Below are 19,881 nucleotides of genomic sequence, written 5' to 3'. Positions count from 1 at the left end.
CCTCCATTTTTTCCAACGTATAGCGCAACCGCGCGACATTGGTGAGGATGTCAAACTTCATAGACACGTATAACTGCTCCTTCTGCTCTCATATTAGCAGTCGAATGATTTCCGATAGTTTATGTGGGTCGGCCGCTTAAGTCCAGCACAGCGCCGGACAGCCGCAACCGGTTGCGTTATCGCGAGGGTTTCTTGACAAACGACCTGACCGAACACGTCCCGAATATGTGGCCCAACACATCTGAGGCACAAAAGGCAGATCAACACAGTTTATCCGGTTTTTTAAAAATGGTGCCCGGGGGCGAAGCATAATTACGTTTTTAAATCATTGACTTAATGACAAGTGGGACTTTTCAAAAAATTAATTTCATTGGATTTTTTGGGATCTTAGTCCCACCCAATAGGGCAATTTTTTATGGTAGGCCCGGCAGGACTTGAACCCGCAACCAAAGCGTTATGAGCGCTCTGCTCTAACCAATTGAGCTACAGGCCCTCAAACTCAGACGTAAAATTATTATTCGTTGGTGTCCACTGTGATTTGAGCTTCCGCTGCACGTATCCAAGCGCTCACAGCAGCTTGGCAGGAGATGCCTAATCCTACGAAACCTAAGAATTGAATTTCGTAAAAGACACCTTCTCGTTCTACCTGCCAATTTCCTCCATGCTCAAGTACAGCGGCCTGCATAGCCTTTACAGGATCTTTAGCCGTTCGTAGACGGTTAAGGATATCCGAAATACTGGACACGTCCGCCATTCGCTCCCCCATCGTAGCCACGGCCAAATATGTGGTAAACCCTTACAAATGTTCAAGGTTTGTGGAACAAAATTGATTTCCAGAGTACAATAAAGATTATCGCATCCAGCTGCTTGTAGAACATCCAAAAATCGAAATTGGTAGAAGATCTGCGTACGGCTTAAAAGTCAGCTGTAAAGCCCAGCACTTCGGGCTCTTAGTCGGATCAGAGCCAACACCGTATCTATGGTTGGGGTGGGTATACCCGTAATCTTTCCTAGTTCTTGCACAGAGGATACTAGGGCGTCGATTTCCATCGGACGGCCTAGATCTAAGTCTTGCAACATGGAGGTTCTGTGAGCGCCGACTGCGGCACCACCATCAATTCTACGATCGACATCAATAGGAAACTTCACACCAAGCGCCTCTGCTATTTGTTGCGCCTCGAGCATCATGTTTCGGGCAACCTCTCTAGTCCCAGCATCCGTGCATAATACATCCAATGTAGCATGTGTAAGTGCTGAGATTGGATTGAATGACAGGTTGCCCCAGAGCTTAACCCAAATCTCGTCTCTCAGTTTTGGGCGCACCGGAGCCTTTAACCCCGCCTCGGACAAAGCGGCCGATAATGCCATGGCGCGCTCTGACTTGGACCCGTCAGGTTCCCCTAGGGAAAATCGGTTACCCTCAATGTGTTTAATAACGCCTGGCTCAACAACTTCAGCAGCCGGGTAAACGACGCAACCCAATACCCTATCCGGCCCAAACGCATTCCATTGGGCATCGCCGGGATCCACGGACGCAAGACGCGTACCTTCTAGAGGCCCACCAATCTTGTGAAAGTACCACCACGGCACACCATTGACACCTGATACAATCGTAGTTCCATCCCCAATAAGCGGGGCCATCTTGGATACGACTGGAGGCACAGAATGTGCTTTAAGCGTGACAACCACATAATCTTGGACCCCCAGCTCCTCGGGGTTTTCAGAGGCATTGACTTCTACTGTTGTTTTTCCGCCCTCTTCGATCAGGGTTAGCCCGTTCTGTTGCATGGCTTTCAAATGCGGACCACGCGCGACAAGGCTGACGTTAGCTCCAACTCGAGCTAACTTCACCGCCATATAACCGCCAATTGCGCCTGCACCAAAAATACAAATTTTCAATGAAATACCTCTATGCAAGACCCAGTTTTTCAGCCAACCCGATACGTTGAAGCTTACCGGTGGCACCTTTTGGGATTTCATCCAAGATAAGAACTGTCCGCGGGACCTTAAATGCCGCTAAGCGCGCAGCTAAAAACTCACGGATCTCAGCATCGGTGGCAACTTGCCCTTCCTTCAATACGACAGCGGCGCCAACCTCCTCACCCAACTTGTCGTGCGGGATAGCAAATGTAACGCATTGAGCTACGCTGGGATGATCCGATAATATGCCGTCTACTTCCAATGGACTGATTTTCTCGCCACCTCGGTTGATGATTTCCTTCAAACGGCCCGTGAGGCTCAAATAACCGTCTTCATCAAACATGCCCTGATCACCTGTACGAAACCAACGCTTTCCTTCTGCTTCAAAAAAGTTCTTTTCATTAGCTTCTGGGTTTGCCTCGTAACCAGGCGTTACATTTGGCCCCGATATGCTCACTTCACCAAGACCATCAATCAAACGATTTTCTGTTTCGTGTGCAATGCGGACCTCTGGCCCAGCCGGCAACCCGACAGCGCCTGGCTTTTGTCGACCTGGTTCAATCGGGTTACAGCACATTTGGTGAGCAGCCTCGGTCATGCCGTAAGCCTCTACAACTGGCGCACCAAACGTTTCAGCAAGCTGTATCATTACTGGACCTGGCAACGATGACGACGAGGAACGCAAGAAACGCAGGCGAGACTTCTCAATAATGGCCTGGTTGCGGGGAGCTCGTGCTAGAATTGCTTGGTGCATCGTTGGCACCGCCGTGTACCAAGACGGGTCGACCTCTTCGAGCCAACCATAAAATTTTAATGCATCAAACCCTGGCGCACAGCTTATTGACGATCCAGCGGCGAGAGACGCGCTAACAGCAGCGACCAGGCCATGAATGTGAAATAGCGGCATAACATTTAGACAGCAGTCATCTTCGGTCAGCGCCAAAGACTTCATGATGTTTTTAGCAGATGCGACAACATTTGATTGAAGTAACGGCACAATTTTAGGTCGTGATGTCGTGCCGGATGTGTGAAGTATGAGAGCAATGTCATCAGCGCCTGGAACGGCCGCTGTGGCTTCGCCCGTCAAATTCGCTGAGAGCGTGAAATTACCCGCGGGTTCTAATGATGTTAACTCAAAAACGATCATGCCAAACCGTTCTGCCACAGCAAGCGCGGGACCATCATATCCAGCTGCAACAACAAGCGCGCGCGCTTTTAAATCTTCGAGATAGAACGCAAATTCTTCCTCGCGATACGCAGGGTTCAAAGGAGCTGTAGTAGCGGATTGAGCTATGGTCACAAACGCCGCTGCCATTTCTGGCCCATTAGGAAGCACAATAGCCACACGATCAGACGCTCCGATGCCCGATTTTCTCAGCGAACTATTCACATCTCGTGATAATTTTCTGAGACCGTCATATGTCATCCATCCACGGCCTGGCGCACCTATTGCGCGTGAGGTTCCAGAATGACCCGATATCAGATCCGATAACGTCTTCATATTACTCTTCCCTTGCTTGATACTTATGCCCATGCCGCGACGATTGTCGAAAGCTGTGAAGACAAAGCCTTAGGATAGAGCCAATGGGTCTGGGATATGGCACCATCATTGATGATAAAGTTTAAGAACTAAGCTAGAATCCGTTCCATGCAGAACGCGTCAAAGATTGGCCTTTCAAAGACGCATAAAGTGCCCGACCGGTTTCGGTCACACTGATCTGATTACCCTGTCGTTCAAGCCACTGCTTACTTATACCAAAGACTTCTGGATCCATTTCTTTTCCAGATGTGAGCTGACTACAGAACTGCAAAACTAAAGCTGCTTCATCATTAGAAAACATGCGAAATACCTCCCCGTACTAAGAATGTATTGCATTGTTTTAATTTGGCAAAATGAATACTTTCATATACTTTAGTATACCATGCATCCTTAACGAGGCCCATAAGCCGGCGCGAACCTAAAGCCGCCTACATGTTAACAGGGGGAGTTGTCACACTGGTAAGTGTAGCGGTCACGACAAGAATTGCCCCGATGGCGATACCCTCAATTGCTATGGAGCGCCGAAGCTTCTTGCTCGCAGCTTGCGCCGACTGAACCATTTCTGGGACTAATCTGAATTTGTTAAGAGCCGCTAAACTTAGAAGCCCCGCAACCAAGACAAGTTTGGCAAACAGTGTCACGCCATAGTCTGTCGTGAACAAAAGCGACAATGACCCTAGCATGCACCACGCAAATGCCAGTCCGACTATCGCCAGTATTGGCACTGCCAGACCAGCCAAAACGCCAAATCTATGCAGGAGCACAACTCCATTGGCCTCATAAGAAGCGCGATATAGGGGTGCTAGACCTGCTACCCAAAATGCCCCTGCCAAGATATGGAGGACGATCAGCGGCGCAAGGAGATAACGAGGTTCCCCCAGAGAATGACCGATCGTTGCGAATGATGTTGCAACAATGATTGCCCCGGTCAGACCAACAACAAGCTGTAACTGTCGCGAGGCAATTGTAGCCAGAATAAGGGTACACCCAATAACTTGAAGCAGCGCAAAGCTTCCTAAAGGACTTTCCCAAACGATCTGAAGCATGATTGGGTCAAGCATCCCCTCCAGCCCGCCTCCAGAAATACGGGCCGAACGGACAGCAATCCGCAGGGCAACAAGAAGCGGCAGGGCTAACGCGCATAAAATAGCGACATCCTTGGCCACTTTCTTAATCTTGCTATCGGCGTCAGGAAAAGCCGCTAAGAATAGCGGCCCTCCTAAACACAAAAGACTCGCTGCGTAATTGCCCGCCTTGAGCGCAATTGCGGCCGCAATGATGCCATCAAGCATCACTCAATCACCTCAAAAGAAAAGCTGCCCTCCATGGGATGACCATCGCCAGACAGCCCTCTCCATTCAACCTCATAGCTACCGGGTTGAAGCGCATCTTCAGGGGTCGCGACAAACTCAGTCGTGGGATCTAAGCCTGTTTGACGCTCAAGGGCGGTGTCGCCAGTCGGCCCCACAAGTGAAACGGCTGTCACGCGCATCGGATCGTCAAATCGTATTTCAATTTGATCAACCGCAGTGACGCGCGAGTCATTAGCCGGTGTCGTTTCTTCAGATTCAGAATGCGCGAATGCTGCCGCGTAACTGCCCAGAACCAAAAGGGACGCAAAAAAGACCTGTTTCATCGTTGTCGCTCCATTTCGTCATGCATGGCCTTAATTTCTTCTGGCCAAGTAGATTTGATGTAACTCAGCACCGCGATGATCTCTTCATCCGTCAAAATGCCCTCATAAGCGGGCATGTTTGACTGATAGCTCGGGTCATTAATAAGGGCTGCGACGCCGTATTTGGTTAAACCAAATAGCGTAAGACTATCGTGATGCCATGTGTGGCCATCTTCATTATGCGGAGGCGCGGGCAGACGCCCTTCTGCATCTCGTTGGCGCCAGTTGGGTTGACCCTCCAGATTGGCACCGTGACAAGACGCACAGTTGTTCTGATAAATTTGGCTGCCTTGCAAGACGACCATCGGGTTTTCAGCCTGTAAGGTTACTGCTTGAGCGGGCTGGTTGCTGCCCATGACAAAATAACCAACAGCCGCAAAACCTGCACCCGCCGCACCAAGAATTAATGCTCGTTTCATTTCTGATTATGTCCAATTCGATCAAGACCAAGCGACCTTTCACATCACCCAAGGCTTAGGGGGGTGGACCTATCGCTATTACCACTAGAAAATTTTCACTGCGTCGTGACGGCGAAGCGTAGCCGTCCTTCTATGACCAGTTTCACCCTCGTGGCGGGGTCCTGAGCCGTGGCACGATGAACCCATCTGGCAAGACAGTATCTGTTGCGAAGACAATAGATGCTTGCTGCGCAATAATCTGTAATATCTCTGTGGGTGCCAGGACAGCCATAAACGCGGAGCAGGTTGAAGCAGAGTGTTTGATCTCGTCACAGCATGCGGCATGGCCATGTCCATCCATGCCAGCAACGGTCATGTGCGGTTCCGACATGACAGTATGCGCGTTCGCCGACACAGCAAAGATCGCCCCGAAAAGAACGAAACACCCCAAAATTGCACTGCGTAATAATGCCATGACGCCAGGCTAGAAAAAAACGACACCGCATGCAACATGGGATCAAAGCAGGTTTTGGCTTAGAGAAAAATTAGACCTTCTCTAGCAAAACCTCAAAATCTGGTAGGATATCAGCGCAACGTATCGGTTGCTTGATACCGAACGAAATTCTCATTGCATGATATGACCGCTCAATACTGAAATAGCTAATTCTCATGCGGCAATCCGTGGACTTGTAGGAAGTAAGCCACGCTGATTTAGTGCTTGATAGATATAGAAAGACCTATCCAATGAATAAACGTTACCTTTTCGCAGGCATAGCAGCACTCAGCACACTCGCGGCAGGTGCGTATATCGTTCAAGCACAAATGATGACCCAGCATGACCGGCTTCATGCGCAGCACGGTGGCCATGGCATGGGGCATGACGAACATACTATGCCAGGACTTCGAGGGGCTAACACGACAGCGGGTGAGACTGCCGAAATGCAAACCTTATTTCGTAACTTCACATTAATTGAGCGTGAGGTGAGCAATCTGGAAAACGGCATATACACGGTAACAACAACCAGTGACCCTGATACATTCAACGCTCTGGTGAGCCATGTGACGGGCATGATTGCACGTGTTGAAGCGAAGGATGACCCACAAGTCATTATTCAAAGCCCAACGCTGGATGTTTTCTTCATGCGCGGTGAGCATATAGATACTGAAATTGAAGTCATCGAAAACGGCGTTGCCGTGACCCAAACATCAAACGATCCAGAGCTGGTATCGGCGTTACATCGCCATGCGGCTGAGGTGAGCGAAATGGTGGATCGTGGGATGCAGGCTGTGCATCAACGGATGATGAATTGATCTGCTGTGATCAAGAATTGATGAACGCCCTCATAGCTTCAGCCTCATCCTGATACTTCTCAAGCGTGCGCTTCATCACATCTCTATTTGACACCACACCCACCAGCTTCCCGTCGTCTAGAATTGGCAGGTGGCGGCAATTATGATCTGCCATCACTTGCATCATCTCTGATGACAGAGCCTTTGTGGTCACCGTAGCAACTTTTTTGGTCATGATGTCCTGCGCAATCCAACCACTAAGGTCTTGCTCAGTTGCAAGGTGTCTCACAATGTCACGCTCGGAGATAATGCCCTGCACTTTACCAGAGCCATTTTCGACGACAACAGCACCAATATTATGCTCTGCCAATAACGTGATGATTTCCGACAGTGTAGCCTCAGGGCCCACTGTATAGCATGGGCGTGCGATAAGGCTTTTCATAAACGGCGTCATGTCATCCCTCCCAAGAACTACAATCGACTCGCCTTAAAATTGTATCTTGGGCGCGTAGGAACGCAATAGTCATGACTAAACCATTCCAGCAGTAGCTCCATAGTTACCTCTCACCCACCATGAGGGCAGTAATTATGAAGTAAGAAACCTCAGCTAAAGCTTAGATTTGAGACATTCGGAAAAAGTGGTTGCGGGGGCGGGATTAAGCCTATGTCGAACCACAGTTAAGCACCAAACACCTGGAATAAAGTAGGTGTAAGCATAGTCTAAACATGATGGCAAGAAACGCGCGTATCTCCGATCAAACGCATCTGAGGGCGAACTGTTTTACACAAGCTTGTGGCAAGTGGACACCGTGGATGAAAGGAGCAGCCAGGCGGAGGATTAATCGGGTCAGGTATTTCGCCTTTGGGCACATCAATTTCTCGCCCAAACCCATCCAATCTTGGCGCAGCATCAAACAGCATACGCGTGTAAGGATGCAAAGGTGAAGCGAAAAGAGTTTCCTTTGGGGCCTCTTCAACCAAAGCTCCCAAATATAACACACCAATCTTATCGGCCATGTGCTCCACAACAGTAAGATCATGGCTAATAAATAAATATGTAAGACCCAGTTGCTCTTGCAAATCCGACATCAAGTTCAAAACTTGGCTTTGCACTGATACATCCAGCGCAGAAGTAGGCTCATCACACACGATCACCTTAGGCTCAGACGAAAGAGCACGTGCAATGCAAATGCGTTGCCGCTGTCCACCCGAAAACTCATGTGGATACTTATCTGCATCCTCTGGTGATAAACCGACTTGTTGCAGCAACCTTTCGGGCAAACCTTTGGTCTCAAAGCCTCTCAATTTTGCAGGCTCTGCTATAATGTCACGTACTTTCCAACGCGGATTCAAGGATGCGTATGGATCTTGAAAAATCATCTGCAGTTTTTGTCGAGCCTCAGAAATTTTTGCTTTCTGATCATTGCCAGTTATCGCGATGCCATCAATTTCAATTGTGCCACCGGTTGCACCAGTTAACCCCACAACCATTTTGCCAATAGTTGATTTCCCAGAGCCACTTTCACCAACTAACGCGTAAACTGAGCCTTCCTCAATTTCAAAATCTACATCTGCAACAGCAGTTAAAAAAACCTTTGGCTCCCTTTCGACGACACGGTTCAACCAGGGCTTGGAGACATCAAAGAGGCGTCTTAACGCTTTTGCTCGGACAATTACACTCATTTCGAAGACCGCAATTTAGTGTGCTGCAATGGAAACCAACATGCGGCTTGAGTATCACCGTCTGCAATAAATGGAGAAGATCCGGATTTACAAACTTCCTGAGCGAAATCACATCGCGGTGAGAACGCACAGCCTTCTGGTAAAGCTCCGAGCCGCGGCATTGAACCGGGGATTTGTTTCAACCGTTGCAATCCTCTACTTGCCAACGGAGTGGAGCCCATAAGCCCATACGTATAAGGATGCTCTGGCTCAGTGAGCACATCTTGCACCGCGCCAAGCTCGGCCAACCTTCCAGCATACATGACAGCTACACGATCTGCCGCCTCAGCAATTACGCCCATGTCATGAGTAACCAACATAACCCCGACGCCACGCTCTCGGCACAAACGCTTTAAAAGTGCAATGATCTGAGCCTGAACTGACACGTCAAGTGCCGTAGTCGGCTCATCTGCGATTACTAAGTCAGGCTCAGCGCATAATGCTAAAGCTATCACCACTCGTTGCCTCATCCCGCCGGAGAACTCGTGGGGATAGCTACCTATCCTCTCTCGCGCTGCAGGGATACCGACTTCTTCCAAGGCTGCGATGGCGCGCTCCTGCGCTTCTTTCTTCGGAACCGCAAGATGTTCAATGATGGTTTCGACCAGTTGCTCTCCAACAGTTAAAAGTGGGTTTAACGAAGTCAAAGGATCCTGAAAGATCATACCAATTTTTTTACCCCTAATTTTACGGAATTCAGAGGCTGATAAGTTGTGGATCGGGTTCCCTGATAATAGCACATCACCTGACACAATTCGCGCCGGCCGCTCTAACAACCCAATTACAGCGTTCCCTGTCATTGACTTTCCTGCACCGGACTCGCCAACGATACCGAGAATTTCACCAGGGAAAATGTCGTAACTCACTCGATCTACTGGCCTGAGGATACCTTTCCGAGTGGGAATTTCCACAACCAGGCTCTTTATTGAGAGGACAGGTTGTACCATCAGCGTAGCCTCGGATTCAAAGCGTCACGCAACCAATCACCGAGTAGGTTTATCGATAGCGCGAGAGCCAAAAGAGTGATCGCAGGGAAAAACAAAATCCACCATTCTCCAGAGAACATATATTCTTGCCCGATACGAATTAGCGTTCCCAAACTCGGCTTAGTAGGCGGAGCGCCCACACCCAAAAAACTCAAAGTAGCTTCGGCAATAATAGCCAACGCCAAACTAATCGTGGCAATTACCAAAACGGGGTTGAGAACATTGGGCAGGATGTGTTTGAGCATCACTGCTAAGTTAGCTCGCCCGATGAGCTGTGCAGCTTGAACATACTCCTTCTGTCGTTCAACCAAAGTAGCACCGCGGACCACGCGTGCAAATTGAACCCAGTCGCTCAGACCAATGGCAAGAATGAGGACCCAAATAGCTACCTGATCACGGAATTCCGCCGGCGTGACGCCTTTCGCGATACCAAAAATCAACATCGCAACCAAAATAGACGGAAAGGTGAGCTGCACGTCAGCAACCCGCATGATAACAGCATCCAGCCATCCGCCGATGTAACCCGCTAAAAGACCAAGAATTACACCTAAAATCATCGCCAGAAAAACGGCCGAGAACCCAACAAACAGGGATATTCGCATCCCAAAGAGAATAGTGGACAAGACATCACGCCCCTGATCATCAGTCCCCAAAACAAAAACATCTTGTGTGAATTGGTTAGGGGTCAGTGGTCCTGTAAATCCATTCATCAGGTTGAGGGTGGCTGGGTCAAAAGGATCATAAGGCGCTAATAATGGGGCAAATATCGCTCCCATTATTAAAGACACAACCACAAAAAATGACATGATCGCCACCGGATTTTTTCTGAATGACCAACCTAAATCACTGTTTAAAGCCTGAGAAAATTTTACAAAAATCCTAGTGCGCCTCAACTCAATGCCCCCCTACGCTTCGTTCAATCCGCAAACGAGGATCAATGGCGAAATAAAGGACATCGACTATCAGATTAATTCCTACAAACATTACGGAAATCATCATCAAATAAGCAGCCATGACAGGTATATCGACAAACTGAACAGCGTTGATGAACAGAAGCCCCACGCCCGGCCATTGAAAAACAGTTTCCGTGATGATCGCAAAAGCGATGATACTACCTAGCTGGAGACCAGTTATTGTGATGACTGGCACAAGTGTATTTTTCAGAGCGTGCCGAAAATTAATTGTTTTTTCGGTCAACCCACGCGCTCTTGCAAAGCGTATATAGTCCATGCGCAATACTTCTAACATCTCAGTGCGAACTAGACGCATGATTAACGTCATTTGATAGAGACCAAGCGTAATGGCAGGAAGAATTAATGCTTTTAAACCACTGGCTGTTAAGAAACCTGTGGTCCATCCCCCGAGGTCAACGACCTCACCACGGCCAAAACTTGGAAGCCAACCAAGCTCAACAGAAAATATATAAATCAATAAAATTCCAATCAGGAACGTTGGTAGTGACACTCCGACAAGCGACGCTGTCATAATAAAACTCGGCAGTAAACCGTGTCTCCGTATTGCGGTGAACACTCCCAATCCAACACCACCAATAAAGGCTAAGAACCCTGACACGAGCGCCAATTCGACTGTAGCAGGCAGTCTTTCAGCGATAATTTCTGAAACAGGCCGCCCTTGGCGATAACTTAAGCCAAAATTTCCTTGAGTAGCTTGCTCCAAAAAGCGCCAATATTGCACTATAAATGGCTGATCTAGTCCAAGCTGTTCGCGCAAGCGCTCAATATCAGCCTGCGTGCGTTCTTGACCCAACATGTTATCCACGGGGTCTCCCACGAAACTGAACATCGCAAAAGCAACAAAGCCAACAGCGAGTAACACTATTAAAGACTGAAATATCCGGCGTAGGATGTATGCCAGCATGAAAAAATTTCCCAATGGAACAAATTGATAAAAGGGTTACTGCCCCTCTAATTGAGGGGCAGTAATTCACAATCAGTTCATCGTGAAGAATTTGAACTTCGGATCATCTTCAGGGCTAACGTCAATACCAACTGCATCACTCATACCCCAGTTAAGAACCTGGTGATGTATTGGTAGGTACAACTGCTGTTCTTGAACATCGTCCCAAATCGCTTGGATCGTAGCATTTCGGGCGCTTAGGTCAGTTTCAGACGCTAAGCTCTGGATCATGGCATCCATCTCAGGGTTTGAATAGCCAGTCCCGTTCCAGCTGCCTCGGTCTTCTCCACGAGTGTGCGTCAAGAAGTTAAAGATATACTCGGAGTCATATGTAGGAACGCCCCAACCCAACATGTAGAAATCGGTTTCACCGTTTGTAATGAGTGGGAAGTGTTGTGCCTTTGGCTTAGCGTCCAAGTTAACGGTGATGCCAATTTGTGCCATCATGCCGACGGCTGCTTGGCAAATCGCTTCATCATTGATGTAGCGATCATTTGGGCAGTCCAACTGGATGGAAAACCCGTCGCCATAACCCGCTTCGGCCATCAGAGCGCGTGCAGCATCAATATCAGTTGAGACAGAACCATCCATCTCTGCTGTCCAGCCGTTTACAAATGGCGGAGCAATCATACCAGCGGGTTGCGACTGACCCCGCATAACTACTTGTTGAATTGCATCACGGTTGATCGCCATATTCATTGCGCGTCTAACACGGACATCCGCAAGAGGGTTGGCACCATCAACATTGTCATTTGCAATGTCCGCTGCCCCCATATTCATTCCAAAGAAAATTACGCGGTTTTGTGGAGCTGTCTTAACGATAAGACCATCCGTGTTTGCAACACGGTCCAAGTCTTGCACGGGGACATCTTGGATGAAATCGACTTCCCCAGACAACAGCGCTGCTACTCGTGTCGCAGCATTCTGAATAGGTGTGTAAATGATTTCCGTAACTTCAAGTGGGAACTGCCCAATACCCCAATAGTTTTCGTTTTGGGTTAGAACTGTCCGTACATCGGGTTCACGGCTAACAAGCTTGTAAGCCCCAGTGCCATTTGCGTTCGTAGCCGCAAAAGTCGTCTCTCCACCTTCGACGTCCTGCACTTCTACAACGCCATTTGCTTCAGCCCAACCACTATCCATCATAAAAAGATTTGTAAGGTTCGATGGTAGGATTGGATTTGGACCATCCGTAACCATCTCAACAGTTAAGTCGTCAACCGCACGAACTTCAACAATTGAGTTCAATAGTTCTTTCATATTGGAATTTTCTGACTGCGCTCGCCTAATTGAGAACACAACATCTTCAGCGGTAAATGCAGCGCCATCGTGATAAGTTACACCTTCACGCAAATTGAAAACCCAGACATTTGGATCATCGGGGGACGGCGCCCAGTCAGTAGCCAATGCAGCCTGAAACTGCCCCGACATATCGCGTATTATAAGTGGTTCATAAATTTGATGGGCGAGAGTATGAGTCGGGCCCTCGTTTTGTGCATGCGGATCCAACGTCAATGAATCCCCTGCCCGCGCCCAACGCAATGTTTCCGCGCTGACTGACGAAATGGCTACTGCTGACACTGCAGCAGTAAGAAGCATAGTTCGCAACGTTTTCTTAGAGTGGGTAAGTTGCATTTTGTTCTCCCTGTTATAAAGCACCCGTAAAGGATTTTAGGACGACAACATGCAATGAAAAGAGATTTCGCTCAAAGGATTTCATTAGAAACCTCATCTGCCGATTGGTTTTTCCTCATTTAAACGTACAGGATAAGATATAGAGCAGAAGACATGAGTGAAGCTATGAATTGAGACGTTCGGAAAAAGTGGCTGCGGGGGCAGGATTAAGCCTTTGTCGAACTCAAATTAACCAACGAGAAGTTTGACGCATTCAAACGCGCGATTTTTCAGATGCTGCCAACCAAAATATGCAATGTAATCATAACCAAAAGCTGGTTCGCCCCCTGCCCCGCCTCAATCAAAGCTTCTCTGGACAGGCTGTTCAAATCCCTTTCAGTCGGCCGTTGCGTTGGATATCACCCATGCGCGGACAACGTCTGCCTTGGCGATTAACGGGCGCGTTTTAGACCATACAACGTAGAAACCGCGGCCAGTTTTCCAGGCCCATTCGGGCCGTGCCGCAAGCAGACCTTGTTGAACCAAAGGGTTCACAAGGTGATGCCAGCCAAAGGCAAACCCCTCGCCAGCCATTGCTGCTTGCAAAACAAGCGCGTAATCGTTTAGCCGCAACCCGCCTTTCGGTGTCACCTCATTCACCCCCATTGCATGGAACCATTGTTGCCACGATGGGCGCTCACGGATCGGCTCTTCGAGATGTATCAAACGCTGCCCCAACAGCATGGGCACATTTGTCAGGTTGACCGCGGACGCCATCACCAGAGGTGAGGCGACAGGATAAATGATTTCCTCAGCAAGAAGCGCACAATCACAATCTGCCCAATCCCCTTTCCCAAGACGCACCGCTAGGCTGATAGGCTCGGCACTTAGATCAGGCTCGCGGTTGCTAGACTGCAGGCGTAGATCAATTTCTGGATAATTTCGCTGAAATTGCCGGACACGCGGTAGCATCCAGTAGTTGTTAAAGGCTGACGATGCACTGAAGGTTACGTGATCATTGCTGGTGAACTGTTGAATGGCATTGGCTGATTGCGCAAGCGTTTCAAATGCGCGTGTCACATCGGCAAAAAGCCGGCTGCCTGCATTCGTTAGGGTGATCTTTCGGTGGCTACGCTGAAAAAGAGCTACGCCCAGCGAGGCCTCCAATTGTTTGATGGCCATGCTGACTGCTGGCTGCTGAACATTCAGCTCTGAGGCCGCAAGCGTAAAAGAGCCAGTGCGCGCTGCCGCTTCAAAAAAAACCAAATGACGTGGCGAAGATAAGTGCGACCAGAGTTTTTGCATAACCTATTCTTATCCAAGTCATTCCTTTTTTCAATGGTCACAAGTGTATTTTCAAAAATTAATCTTGGCCCCAAGTGATACATGGAGAGATCAAATGGCGCGTCGAACACGCATAACCAGGTCCCTTGACGAGGCGCCTAAAGGCGCGCCAGCATCGCCACATATTCGTCGCATGATCCCCCAGTTTGACATCCTTGACGAGGAGCAGCTTGTCAGATTGGAAGCGCAGGTTGACTGGATATTACAAGACATAGGCATCGCCTTTCGCGATGACCCTACCGCACTGGAATTGTGGCGGCACGAAGGCGCCACAATTGAAGGTGATATTGTGCGCGCACCCGCCGACTGGATTAGGTCGTTATGCGCCAAAGCCCCCCGCGAATTTACCCAATTGGCCCGCAACCGTGAAAGATCGGTAACGATCGGCGGCAATAACCAAGTTTTCGCACCGATTTACGGCGCCCCTTTTGTGCGCGATCTGGAAGGCGGGCGGCGTTATGGCGACATAACAGCCTTTGAGAACCTTGTGCGCCTAAGCTATTTGCACCCAAACCTGCATCATGGCGGGTTTGTTACCTGCGAGCCTTGTGACATCCCGGTCAGCAAGCGGCATCTCGACATGCTTTTTGCCCACATGACGCTATCAGACAAGCCTCACCTTGGCGCCATCACCGAGATGAGCCGCGCCCAAGACAGTATCGACATGGCAGAAATTGTGTTCGGCGCAGATGTGATGGAAAACAATTGCGTAATCATGGGCAATGTGAACACCAACTCACCTTTGCTGGTCGATAAGGTGGTCACTGAATCCGCGCGCGTATATTCCGCGCGCGGGCAGGGTTTGATTGTTGTTCCGTTTATCCTGAGCGGGGCCATGGGCCCTGTCTCAACCGCGGCGTCTATTGCACAGGCGATGGCAGAAGCAATGATGGTTTGCGCATATGTGCAGCTTTTACGCCCCGGGGCCCCTTTCGTTTTGGGCAATTTTTTATCGTCTATGTCGCTCAAATCTGGTGCGCCGACGTTCGGGATGCCGGAACCGGTGATATCCAACTATGCCATCGGCCAGCTGGCAAGGCGCGCCGGCCTGCCGCTGCGCTGTGGTGGCTCACTGACCGCCTCAAAGATCGAAGATGCGCAAGCCGCTTATGAAAGCGCAGATTCAATGCATTCCACAATGTTGGCAGGCGCGAACTTTGTCCTGCATGCGGCGGGATGGCTTGAAGGTGGTCTATGCACCGGATTTGAAAAGCTGATCATGGATGCAGATCGGTTGGGAAGTTATCAAAAGCTACTGGGTTTGGGCCTTGATACTTCGGATGAAGCGCTGGCGCATGATGCCTATTGCGAGGTCAAGCCCGGTGGGCATTTCCTGGGCTGTGCACATACGATGCGCCACTATCAAAGCGCCTTCTACGAACCGGCGTTAAGCGATAGTGAAAATGTTGAAAGCTGGGAAGAGGCCGGCGCCCACGACATGCGCAGCCGCGCCAATGCCCGTGTGAAACAAATGTTGCGCAATTACGAGGCACCGCCAATCGACGAGGCCCTGAAAGACGCACTCGAAGCCTTTGTTGCCAAGCGCAAAGAGGACCTACCCGATGCGTGGTATTAAGATCACGGGCCTTACGGCTACACCTGTCAATATCCCTTTGGAAAGGCCGATGTGGTGGACAGGCGGGCACTATCCGGGCACGTCCAAGACGATCATCGAAGTAGAAACCAACCAAGGGCTGATAGGCCTGGGCGAGGCGCCTTCTGTAGATGTGGTCGAGACGATCCGCGCTATGGGCGCGCGACTGATCGGATCGGACCCGCTCGACATAGCAGGATGCGAGGCGCTTTGCCTGCCCCCTTGGCAGATTGTGCAAAATACCGACGACAGCAGTGTGGTGAAAGCCTTTGGCGCCATTGAAATCGCTCTTTGGGATCTGCGGGGCAAGGTTGCCTCAGAACCCTTATACCGGCTGCTCGGCGGTGCAGTTCGAAAAGAAATACCGTTTACAGAGTATTTTGGTTTCCGCGCTGGCGGCGAAATGAGCCCAGAAGAAATTGCCGATTATTGTCTGCGTATGCAGGAGGAACACGGCTCGACAATGTTCGAGGGCAAATTGATCCTGGGCGACCCCGAGCTGGAAATCGACACAGTTAAAGCTCTGCGCAAGTCACTGGGCCGTAAGGCGATGATCCGACTAGACAGTAACATGCAGTGGTCCCTGCCCACGGCAATGCGCCTGTTCCGCGAGATCGAGCCGTTCAACATCCGCAATTACGAAGACCCTGTTGCCACCTTCGAAGAAATGGCAGAGCTGCGCCGCCATTTTAGCATACCAATATCCACCCATGTCCCTGACATCCGGCGCGCTGTGGCCCTGCGTGCGCCTGACTATATCGTCACCAATTTTGCGGTGCTTGGTGGCATCTCTCGCGCGCTGCGCTTTATTGGCGCTTGCGAGGCAATGGGTGTTGGGTTCTGGTGCTACTCCGGCGATGCGGGCATCGCGACGGCGGGCTACCTGCATATGTCGGCGGCTATGCCTTGGATCACCGAACCCAGCCAATCACTTTTTCGGTGGCAGATTGGCGACGTGATCGAGGGTGGCCCCTTCCGCCAAATCAACAACACCGTTTCAGTGCCCGAAGGCCCTGGATTGGGCGTGATGCTTGACCGTGGCGCACTTGCCCATTGGCACAACCACCTGATCGAGAACGGACCACTCGATCACTTTCATGACCCAGTAAAGCCCCAACGCTTTCGTCGCCTGCCCCTCAACTAAAGGACAAGCCTATGCCTGAGATTCAAAAAGACGAAACCCTTAACGGAAAAACGCTGCCGTCCCACGCCAAAGTCGTTGTGATCGGCGGCGGGGTTGTTGGCTGCTCTATCCTTTTCCACCTTGCCAAATTCGGCTGGAAGGACGTGGTGCTACTAGAGCGCGACGAGCTTACCTCGGGCTCTAGCTGGCATGCCGCGGGGCAGATCCATACGATCAGCTCGGACCCGAATATCAGCCGGCTGCAAAGCTACACGATCGACCTTTACAAAGAGATCGAAGAGACATCGGGGCATTCAGTCGGGTTGCATATAACTGGCGGTTTTTATGCCGCCTCAACGAAGGAATGGTATGACTATCTGAAACGCGAACGCTCTAAAGCGCGCTACATGGGGCTTAACCAGGAATTTATTTCGCCCCAGGAACTGGCCGAACGTCATCCGTTGATTGACCCAAAACATTATTATGCAGCGCTTTGGGATGATCAGGATGGCGATCTGGACCCATCCGGCGCAACCTACGCTTTTGCCAAATCGGCGCGGGTTCATGGGGCGCAATATTTCACCCATTGCGGCGTGACGGCCATCAGCCAGCGCCCCGATGGCAGCTGGGATCTGACGACACCAAAGGGACAAATCAACGCCGAACATATCGTAAATTGTGGTGGCCTATGGGCACGCGAGGTCGGGCACATGACAGGCATACATCTTCCTGTGCAGCCGATGGAACATCACTATCTGATCACAGAAAAAATTCCCCTTATTGCAGAGCGCATGGAAAGCATGGGTGAAGCCGGCCGCTTGCCTGCAGGCATTGACTACGAGGCCAACATATATTTCCGCCAAGAACGTCAGGGCATGCTTTTGGGCACCTACGAGCCAAAATCGACACCGTGGAAGGTGAATGGCACACCGTGGGACTTTGGCCATGAGCTGCTACAGCCAGATCTGGACCGGATCGCAGACCGCCTTGAGATGTCCTTTGAGCGTATCCCCGCCATTGGCGAAGCTGGCATCAAAGACATGATCAACGGCCCCTTTACCTTTGGCCCTGACGGCAACCCAATGATCGGCCCAGTGCCGAGCATGAAAAACTATTGGGTCGCAGTTGGCGTTATGGCTGGCTTCTGCCAAGGCGGCGGTGTTGGCCTGACAATGGCGGAATGGATGATCGACGGCGAGCCTTCGATAGATGTCTGGGCGATGGACGTGGCACGGTTTGGCGAATTTGCCACGCCTGATTGGGGCACAATCAAGTCGTCTGAGAACTACGAACGCCGGTTTGTAATGACCTTCCCCAATGAAACGCTGCCAAAGGGACGTATGCAAAAGACAACTGCATTATATGATCGTCTTGTGGCAAAAGGCGCGCTGATGAACCAAAATTTTGGCCTTGAGAACGCGCAATGGTTTGCTGATGGGCCAGACGATGCACACGAAAACCCAACATTCGAGCGCAACCGCTCGTTCGCCTATGTAAAACGCGAAGTCGAGGCGGTGCAGACAGCTGTGGGCGGAATTGAAATTGCCAATTTCGCCAAGCATGAATTCAAAGGCGCGGGTGCGCGCGCCTACCTTGACCGCACGCTGGCGGGATATATTCCAAAACCCGGGCGCTTGACGCTGACCCCGATGCTAACACCAAAGGGCAAGCTTTACGGGGATTTGACAGTCGCGTGTCTTGCCGAGGATCACTTTATGCTCTTTGGCTCGGGTGCCATGCAAGAAGCCCACAGCCGGTGGTTCCAGAAAGACCTGCCAACCGATGTTTTTTATGCCAATGTCAGCGACGACTGGCATGGCATCGCGCTTTCCGGACCGAAATCGCGCCAGTTGTTGGCGCGCATCACCCGCGATGACATGGGCGCCGAGGCCTTCAAATTCCGCGATCTGCGCCAAACTTTTGTGGGCGGCGTTCCAGTGATCCTGAACAGGATCAGCTTTTCTGGTGAACTGGGTTATGAAATCTACTGCAAGCCGCAGTATCTGCTCCGACTGAGCGAAGCGATCGAGAATGCGGGTTCCGATCTAGGCTATCGCTGGTATGGCGCGCGGGCGCTGATGTCGATGCGTCTCGAAAAAGGCTGGGGCGTCTGGACGCTCGAATTCCGCCCCGACTTCAACGCAGTGGAAAGCGGCATGGGTGCGTTCATCAATTGGAAGAAAGATTTTATCGGCAAAGAAGCCACCCAAACCATCCGTGCTGCAGGCGTAAAACAGACACTTGTTACAATGACCATTGATGTAGACGGAATTGATGTTTCCGGTGACGAAGCGATCCTGAAAGATGGCAAGGCGGTGGGCTACATTAGCTCGGGGGGCTATGCCCACAGGGTCAAACGATCGATGGCTATGGGCTATGTCAAACACGAAAACGCCGCGCCAGGCACAGCCCTGCAGGTCGAAATTTTGGGCGAGATGTACAGCGCGCAGGTTTTAGGCGCACCAATATATGACCCCAGCGGCGAAAACATGCGCGGCTAAAGCGGCCTAGCGCCCAGCAGGCAGCCGGATTTGGACCTGCAGCCTTCAGGTTATGAGGAGGAGAGTTTCCTGCACATAATTGGCACACACAGCAACTTCCATACAATCGACGAGATCAAAAAATCTAATGTTTTTATGGGGTTGTATTGGTTGCGGGGGCAGGATTAAGCCTTTGTCGAACTCAAATTAACCAACGAGAAGTTTGACGCATTCAAACGCGCGATTTTTCAGATGCTGCCAACCAAAATATGCAATGT

At 50.5% G+C, this 19,881-nt stretch carries 18 protein-coding genes and 1 tRNA gene; 4 read left to right on the top strand and 15 right to left on the bottom strand.

The features are described from left to right. Positions 1–416: 416 nt before the first annotated feature. The 8 genes from AAC620_RS12095 to AAC620_RS12060 form a co-directional block, all read right to left on the bottom strand. A tRNA-Ile gene (locus AAC620_RS12095) sits at positions 417–493 on the bottom strand. 21 nt (positions 494–514) lie between these two features. After that, positions 515–754, bottom strand: a complete 240-nt coding sequence (locus AAC620_RS12090; RefSeq protein ID WP_340245314.1) for a hypothetical protein — start codon at positions 752–754, stop codon at positions 515–517. Positions 755–921: 167 nt separating this feature from the next. Next, a complete protein-coding gene (locus tag AAC620_RS12085) occupies positions 922–1,899 on the bottom strand; it encodes a 2-dehydropantoate 2-reductase (RefSeq protein WP_340245318.1) in 978 nt (325 codons plus the stop codon). A 10-nt stretch (positions 1,900–1,909) separates the two neighbouring features. Next, positions 1,910–3,454: an AMP-binding protein gene (locus AAC620_RS12080; protein ID WP_340245312.1), complete on the bottom strand. Its 1,545-nt coding sequence runs from the start codon at positions 3,452–3,454 to the stop codon at positions 1,910–1,912. Between the two features lie 100 nt (positions 3,455–3,554). Next, on the bottom strand, positions 3,555–3,761 hold the full coding sequence (locus tag AAC620_RS12075) for a hypothetical protein (protein WP_340245311.1): 207 nt from the start codon (positions 3,759–3,761) through the stop codon (positions 3,555–3,557). A 127-nt stretch (positions 3,762–3,888) separates the two neighbouring features. After that, positions 3,889–4,752, bottom strand: coding sequence for a copper resistance D family protein (locus AAC620_RS12070; protein WP_340245310.1), 864 nt, complete (start codon positions 4,750–4,752; stop codon positions 3,889–3,891). Next, positions 4,752–5,096 carry a copper resistance CopC family protein gene (locus AAC620_RS12065; protein ID WP_340245309.1) on the bottom strand — a complete coding sequence of 115 codons (345 nt, stop codon included), beginning with the start codon at positions 5,094–5,096 and terminating at the stop codon, positions 4,752–4,754. Before AAC620_RS12065 ends, AAC620_RS12070 begins: the two co-directional genes overlap by 1 nt. Continuing rightward, entirely contained in the window at positions 5,093–5,554 is a 462-nt protein-coding gene (locus AAC620_RS12060; RefSeq protein ID WP_340245307.1) for a c-type cytochrome, read from the bottom strand. The genes AAC620_RS12065 and AAC620_RS12060 overlap by 4 nt, the downstream gene beginning before the upstream one ends. A 723-nt stretch (positions 5,555–6,277) precedes the next feature. On the opposite strand from AAC620_RS12060, the gene AAC620_RS12055 reads away from it, so the two are divergent. After that, complete coding sequence (locus tag AAC620_RS12055) at positions 6,278–6,844, top strand: hypothetical protein (protein WP_340245305.1); 567 nt, start codon at positions 6,278–6,280, stop codon at positions 6,842–6,844. A 10-nt stretch (positions 6,845–6,854) separates the two neighbouring features. Here AAC620_RS12055 and AAC620_RS12050 read toward each other — a convergent pair whose 3' ends face one another. The 7 genes from AAC620_RS12050 to AAC620_RS12020 all read right to left on the bottom strand — a co-directional run bounded on the left by AAC620_RS12050 (position 6,855) and on the right by AAC620_RS12020 (position 14,367). Next, positions 6,855–7,277, bottom strand: coding sequence for a CBS domain-containing protein (locus AAC620_RS12050; RefSeq protein WP_340245303.1), 423 nt, complete (start codon positions 7,275–7,277; stop codon positions 6,855–6,857). A gap of 266 nt (positions 7,278–7,543) precedes the next feature. Beyond that, complete coding sequence (locus AAC620_RS12045) at positions 7,544–8,506, bottom strand: ABC transporter ATP-binding protein (protein ID WP_340245301.1); 963 nt, start codon at positions 8,504–8,506, stop codon at positions 7,544–7,546. After that, the gene (locus AAC620_RS12040; protein WP_340245299.1) at positions 8,503–9,492 is read right to left on the bottom strand and encodes an ABC transporter ATP-binding protein; all 990 of its coding nucleotides are present in this window, start codon (positions 9,490–9,492) and stop codon (positions 8,503–8,505) included. Before AAC620_RS12040 ends, AAC620_RS12045 begins: the two co-directional genes overlap by 4 nt. Continuing rightward, positions 9,492–10,430: an ABC transporter permease gene (locus AAC620_RS12035; protein WP_445322468.1), complete on the bottom strand. Its 939-nt coding sequence runs from the start codon at positions 10,428–10,430 to the stop codon at positions 9,492–9,494. The genes AAC620_RS12040 and AAC620_RS12035 overlap by 1 nt, the downstream gene beginning before the upstream one ends. After that, positions 10,426–11,409 (bottom strand): ABC transporter permease, encoded by a 984-nt coding sequence (locus AAC620_RS12030; protein WP_340245296.1) that lies wholly within the window; start codon positions 11,407–11,409, stop codon positions 10,426–10,428. Before AAC620_RS12030 ends, AAC620_RS12035 begins: the two co-directional genes overlap by 5 nt. Positions 11,410–11,481: 72 nt before the next feature. Further along, a complete protein-coding gene (locus AAC620_RS12025) occupies positions 11,482–13,047 on the bottom strand; it encodes an ABC transporter substrate-binding protein (RefSeq protein WP_340245316.1) in 1,566 nt (521 codons plus the stop codon). Between the two features lie 411 nt (positions 13,048–13,458). After that, positions 13,459–14,367, bottom strand: coding sequence for a LysR substrate-binding domain-containing protein (locus tag AAC620_RS12020; protein ID WP_340245294.1), 909 nt, complete (start codon positions 14,365–14,367; stop codon positions 13,459–13,461). A gap of 94 nt (positions 14,368–14,461) precedes the next feature. Here AAC620_RS12020 and AAC620_RS12015 point away from each other — a divergent pair, with 94 nt between their 5' ends. The 3 genes from AAC620_RS12015 to AAC620_RS12005 are packed head-to-tail and all read left to right on the top strand — an operon-like array spanning position 14,462 to position 19,624. Next, entirely contained in the window at positions 14,462–15,982 is a 1,521-nt protein-coding gene (locus AAC620_RS12015) for a trimethylamine methyltransferase family protein (RefSeq protein ID WP_340245292.1), read from the top strand. Next, the gene (locus AAC620_RS12010) at positions 15,969–17,144 is read left to right on the top strand and encodes a mandelate racemase/muconate lactonizing enzyme family protein (protein ID WP_340245290.1); all 1,176 of its coding nucleotides are present in this window, start codon (positions 15,969–15,971) and stop codon (positions 17,142–17,144) included. The genes AAC620_RS12015 and AAC620_RS12010 overlap by 14 nt, the downstream gene beginning before the upstream one ends. Positions 17,145–17,155: 11 nt before the next feature. After that, positions 17,156–19,624: a GcvT family protein gene (locus AAC620_RS12005; protein ID WP_340245288.1), complete on the top strand. Its 2,469-nt coding sequence runs from the start codon at positions 17,156–17,158 to the stop codon at positions 19,622–19,624. Positions 19,625–19,881 lie beyond the last annotated feature (257 nt).

The organism is Roseobacter sp. HKCCA2468 (assembly GCF_037805105.1).
In the GTDB taxonomy this organism is placed as follows: Bacteria; Pseudomonadota; Alphaproteobacteria; order Rhodobacterales; family Rhodobacteraceae; genus M30B80.
This window is presented reverse-complemented; position numbering and strand designations above follow the sequence as displayed.

What these genes read in the sequence shown, in the direction of transcription:
- AAC620_RS12090 (WP_340245314.1), bottom strand. Translation starts at nt 754, where the DNA reads ATGGCGGACGTGTCCAGTATTTCGGATATCCTTAACCGTCTACGAACG.
- AAC620_RS12080 (WP_340245312.1), bottom strand. Translation starts at nt 3,454, where the DNA reads ATGGGCATAAGTATCAAGCAAGGGAAGAGTAATATGAAGACGTTATCG.
- AAC620_RS12075 (WP_340245311.1), bottom strand. Translation starts at nt 3,761, where the DNA reads ATGTTTTCTAATGATGAAGCAGCTTTAGTTTTGCAGTTCTGTAGTCAG.
- AAC620_RS12070 (WP_340245310.1), bottom strand. Translation starts at nt 4,752, where the DNA reads ATGCTTGATGGCATCATTGCGGCCGCAATTGCGCTCAAGGCGGGCAAT.
- AAC620_RS12065 (WP_340245309.1), bottom strand. Translation starts at nt 5,096, where the DNA reads ATGAAACAGGTCTTTTTTGCGTCCCTTTTGGTTCTGGGCAGTTACGCG.
- AAC620_RS12060 (WP_340245307.1), bottom strand. Translation starts at nt 5,554, where the DNA reads ATGAAACGAGCATTAATTCTTGGTGCGGCGGGTGCAGGTTTTGCGGCT.
- AAC620_RS12055 (WP_340245305.1), top strand. Translation starts at nt 6,278, where the DNA reads ATGAATAAACGTTACCTTTTCGCAGGCATAGCAGCACTCAGCACACTC.
- AAC620_RS12050 (WP_340245303.1), bottom strand. Translation starts at nt 7,277, where the DNA reads ATGACGCCGTTTATGAAAAGCCTTATCGCACGCCCATGCTATACAGTG.
- AAC620_RS12045 (WP_340245301.1), bottom strand. Translation starts at nt 8,506, where the DNA reads ATGAGTGTAATTGTCCGAGCAAAAGCGTTAAGACGCCTCTTTGATGTC.
- AAC620_RS12040 (WP_340245299.1), bottom strand. Translation starts at nt 9,492, where the DNA reads ATGGTACAACCTGTCCTCTCAATAAAGAGCCTGGTTGTGGAAATTCCC.
- AAC620_RS12030 (WP_340245296.1), bottom strand. Translation starts at nt 11,409, where the DNA reads ATGCTGGCATACATCCTACGCCGGATATTTCAGTCTTTAATAGTGTTA.
- AAC620_RS12025 (WP_340245316.1), bottom strand. Translation starts at nt 13,047, where the DNA reads ATGCTTCTTACTGCTGCAGTGTCAGCAGTAGCCATTTCGTCAGTCAGC.
- AAC620_RS12020 (WP_340245294.1), bottom strand. Translation starts at nt 14,367, where the DNA reads ATGCAAAAACTCTGGTCGCACTTATCTTCGCCACGTCATTTGGTTTTT.
- AAC620_RS12015 (WP_340245292.1), top strand. Translation starts at nt 14,462, where the DNA reads ATGGCGCGTCGAACACGCATAACCAGGTCCCTTGACGAGGCGCCTAAA.
- AAC620_RS12010 (WP_340245290.1), top strand. Translation starts at nt 15,969, where the DNA reads ATGCGTGGTATTAAGATCACGGGCCTTACGGCTACACCTGTCAATATC.
- AAC620_RS12005 (WP_340245288.1), top strand. Translation starts at nt 17,156, where the DNA reads ATGCCTGAGATTCAAAAAGACGAAACCCTTAACGGAAAAACGCTGCCG.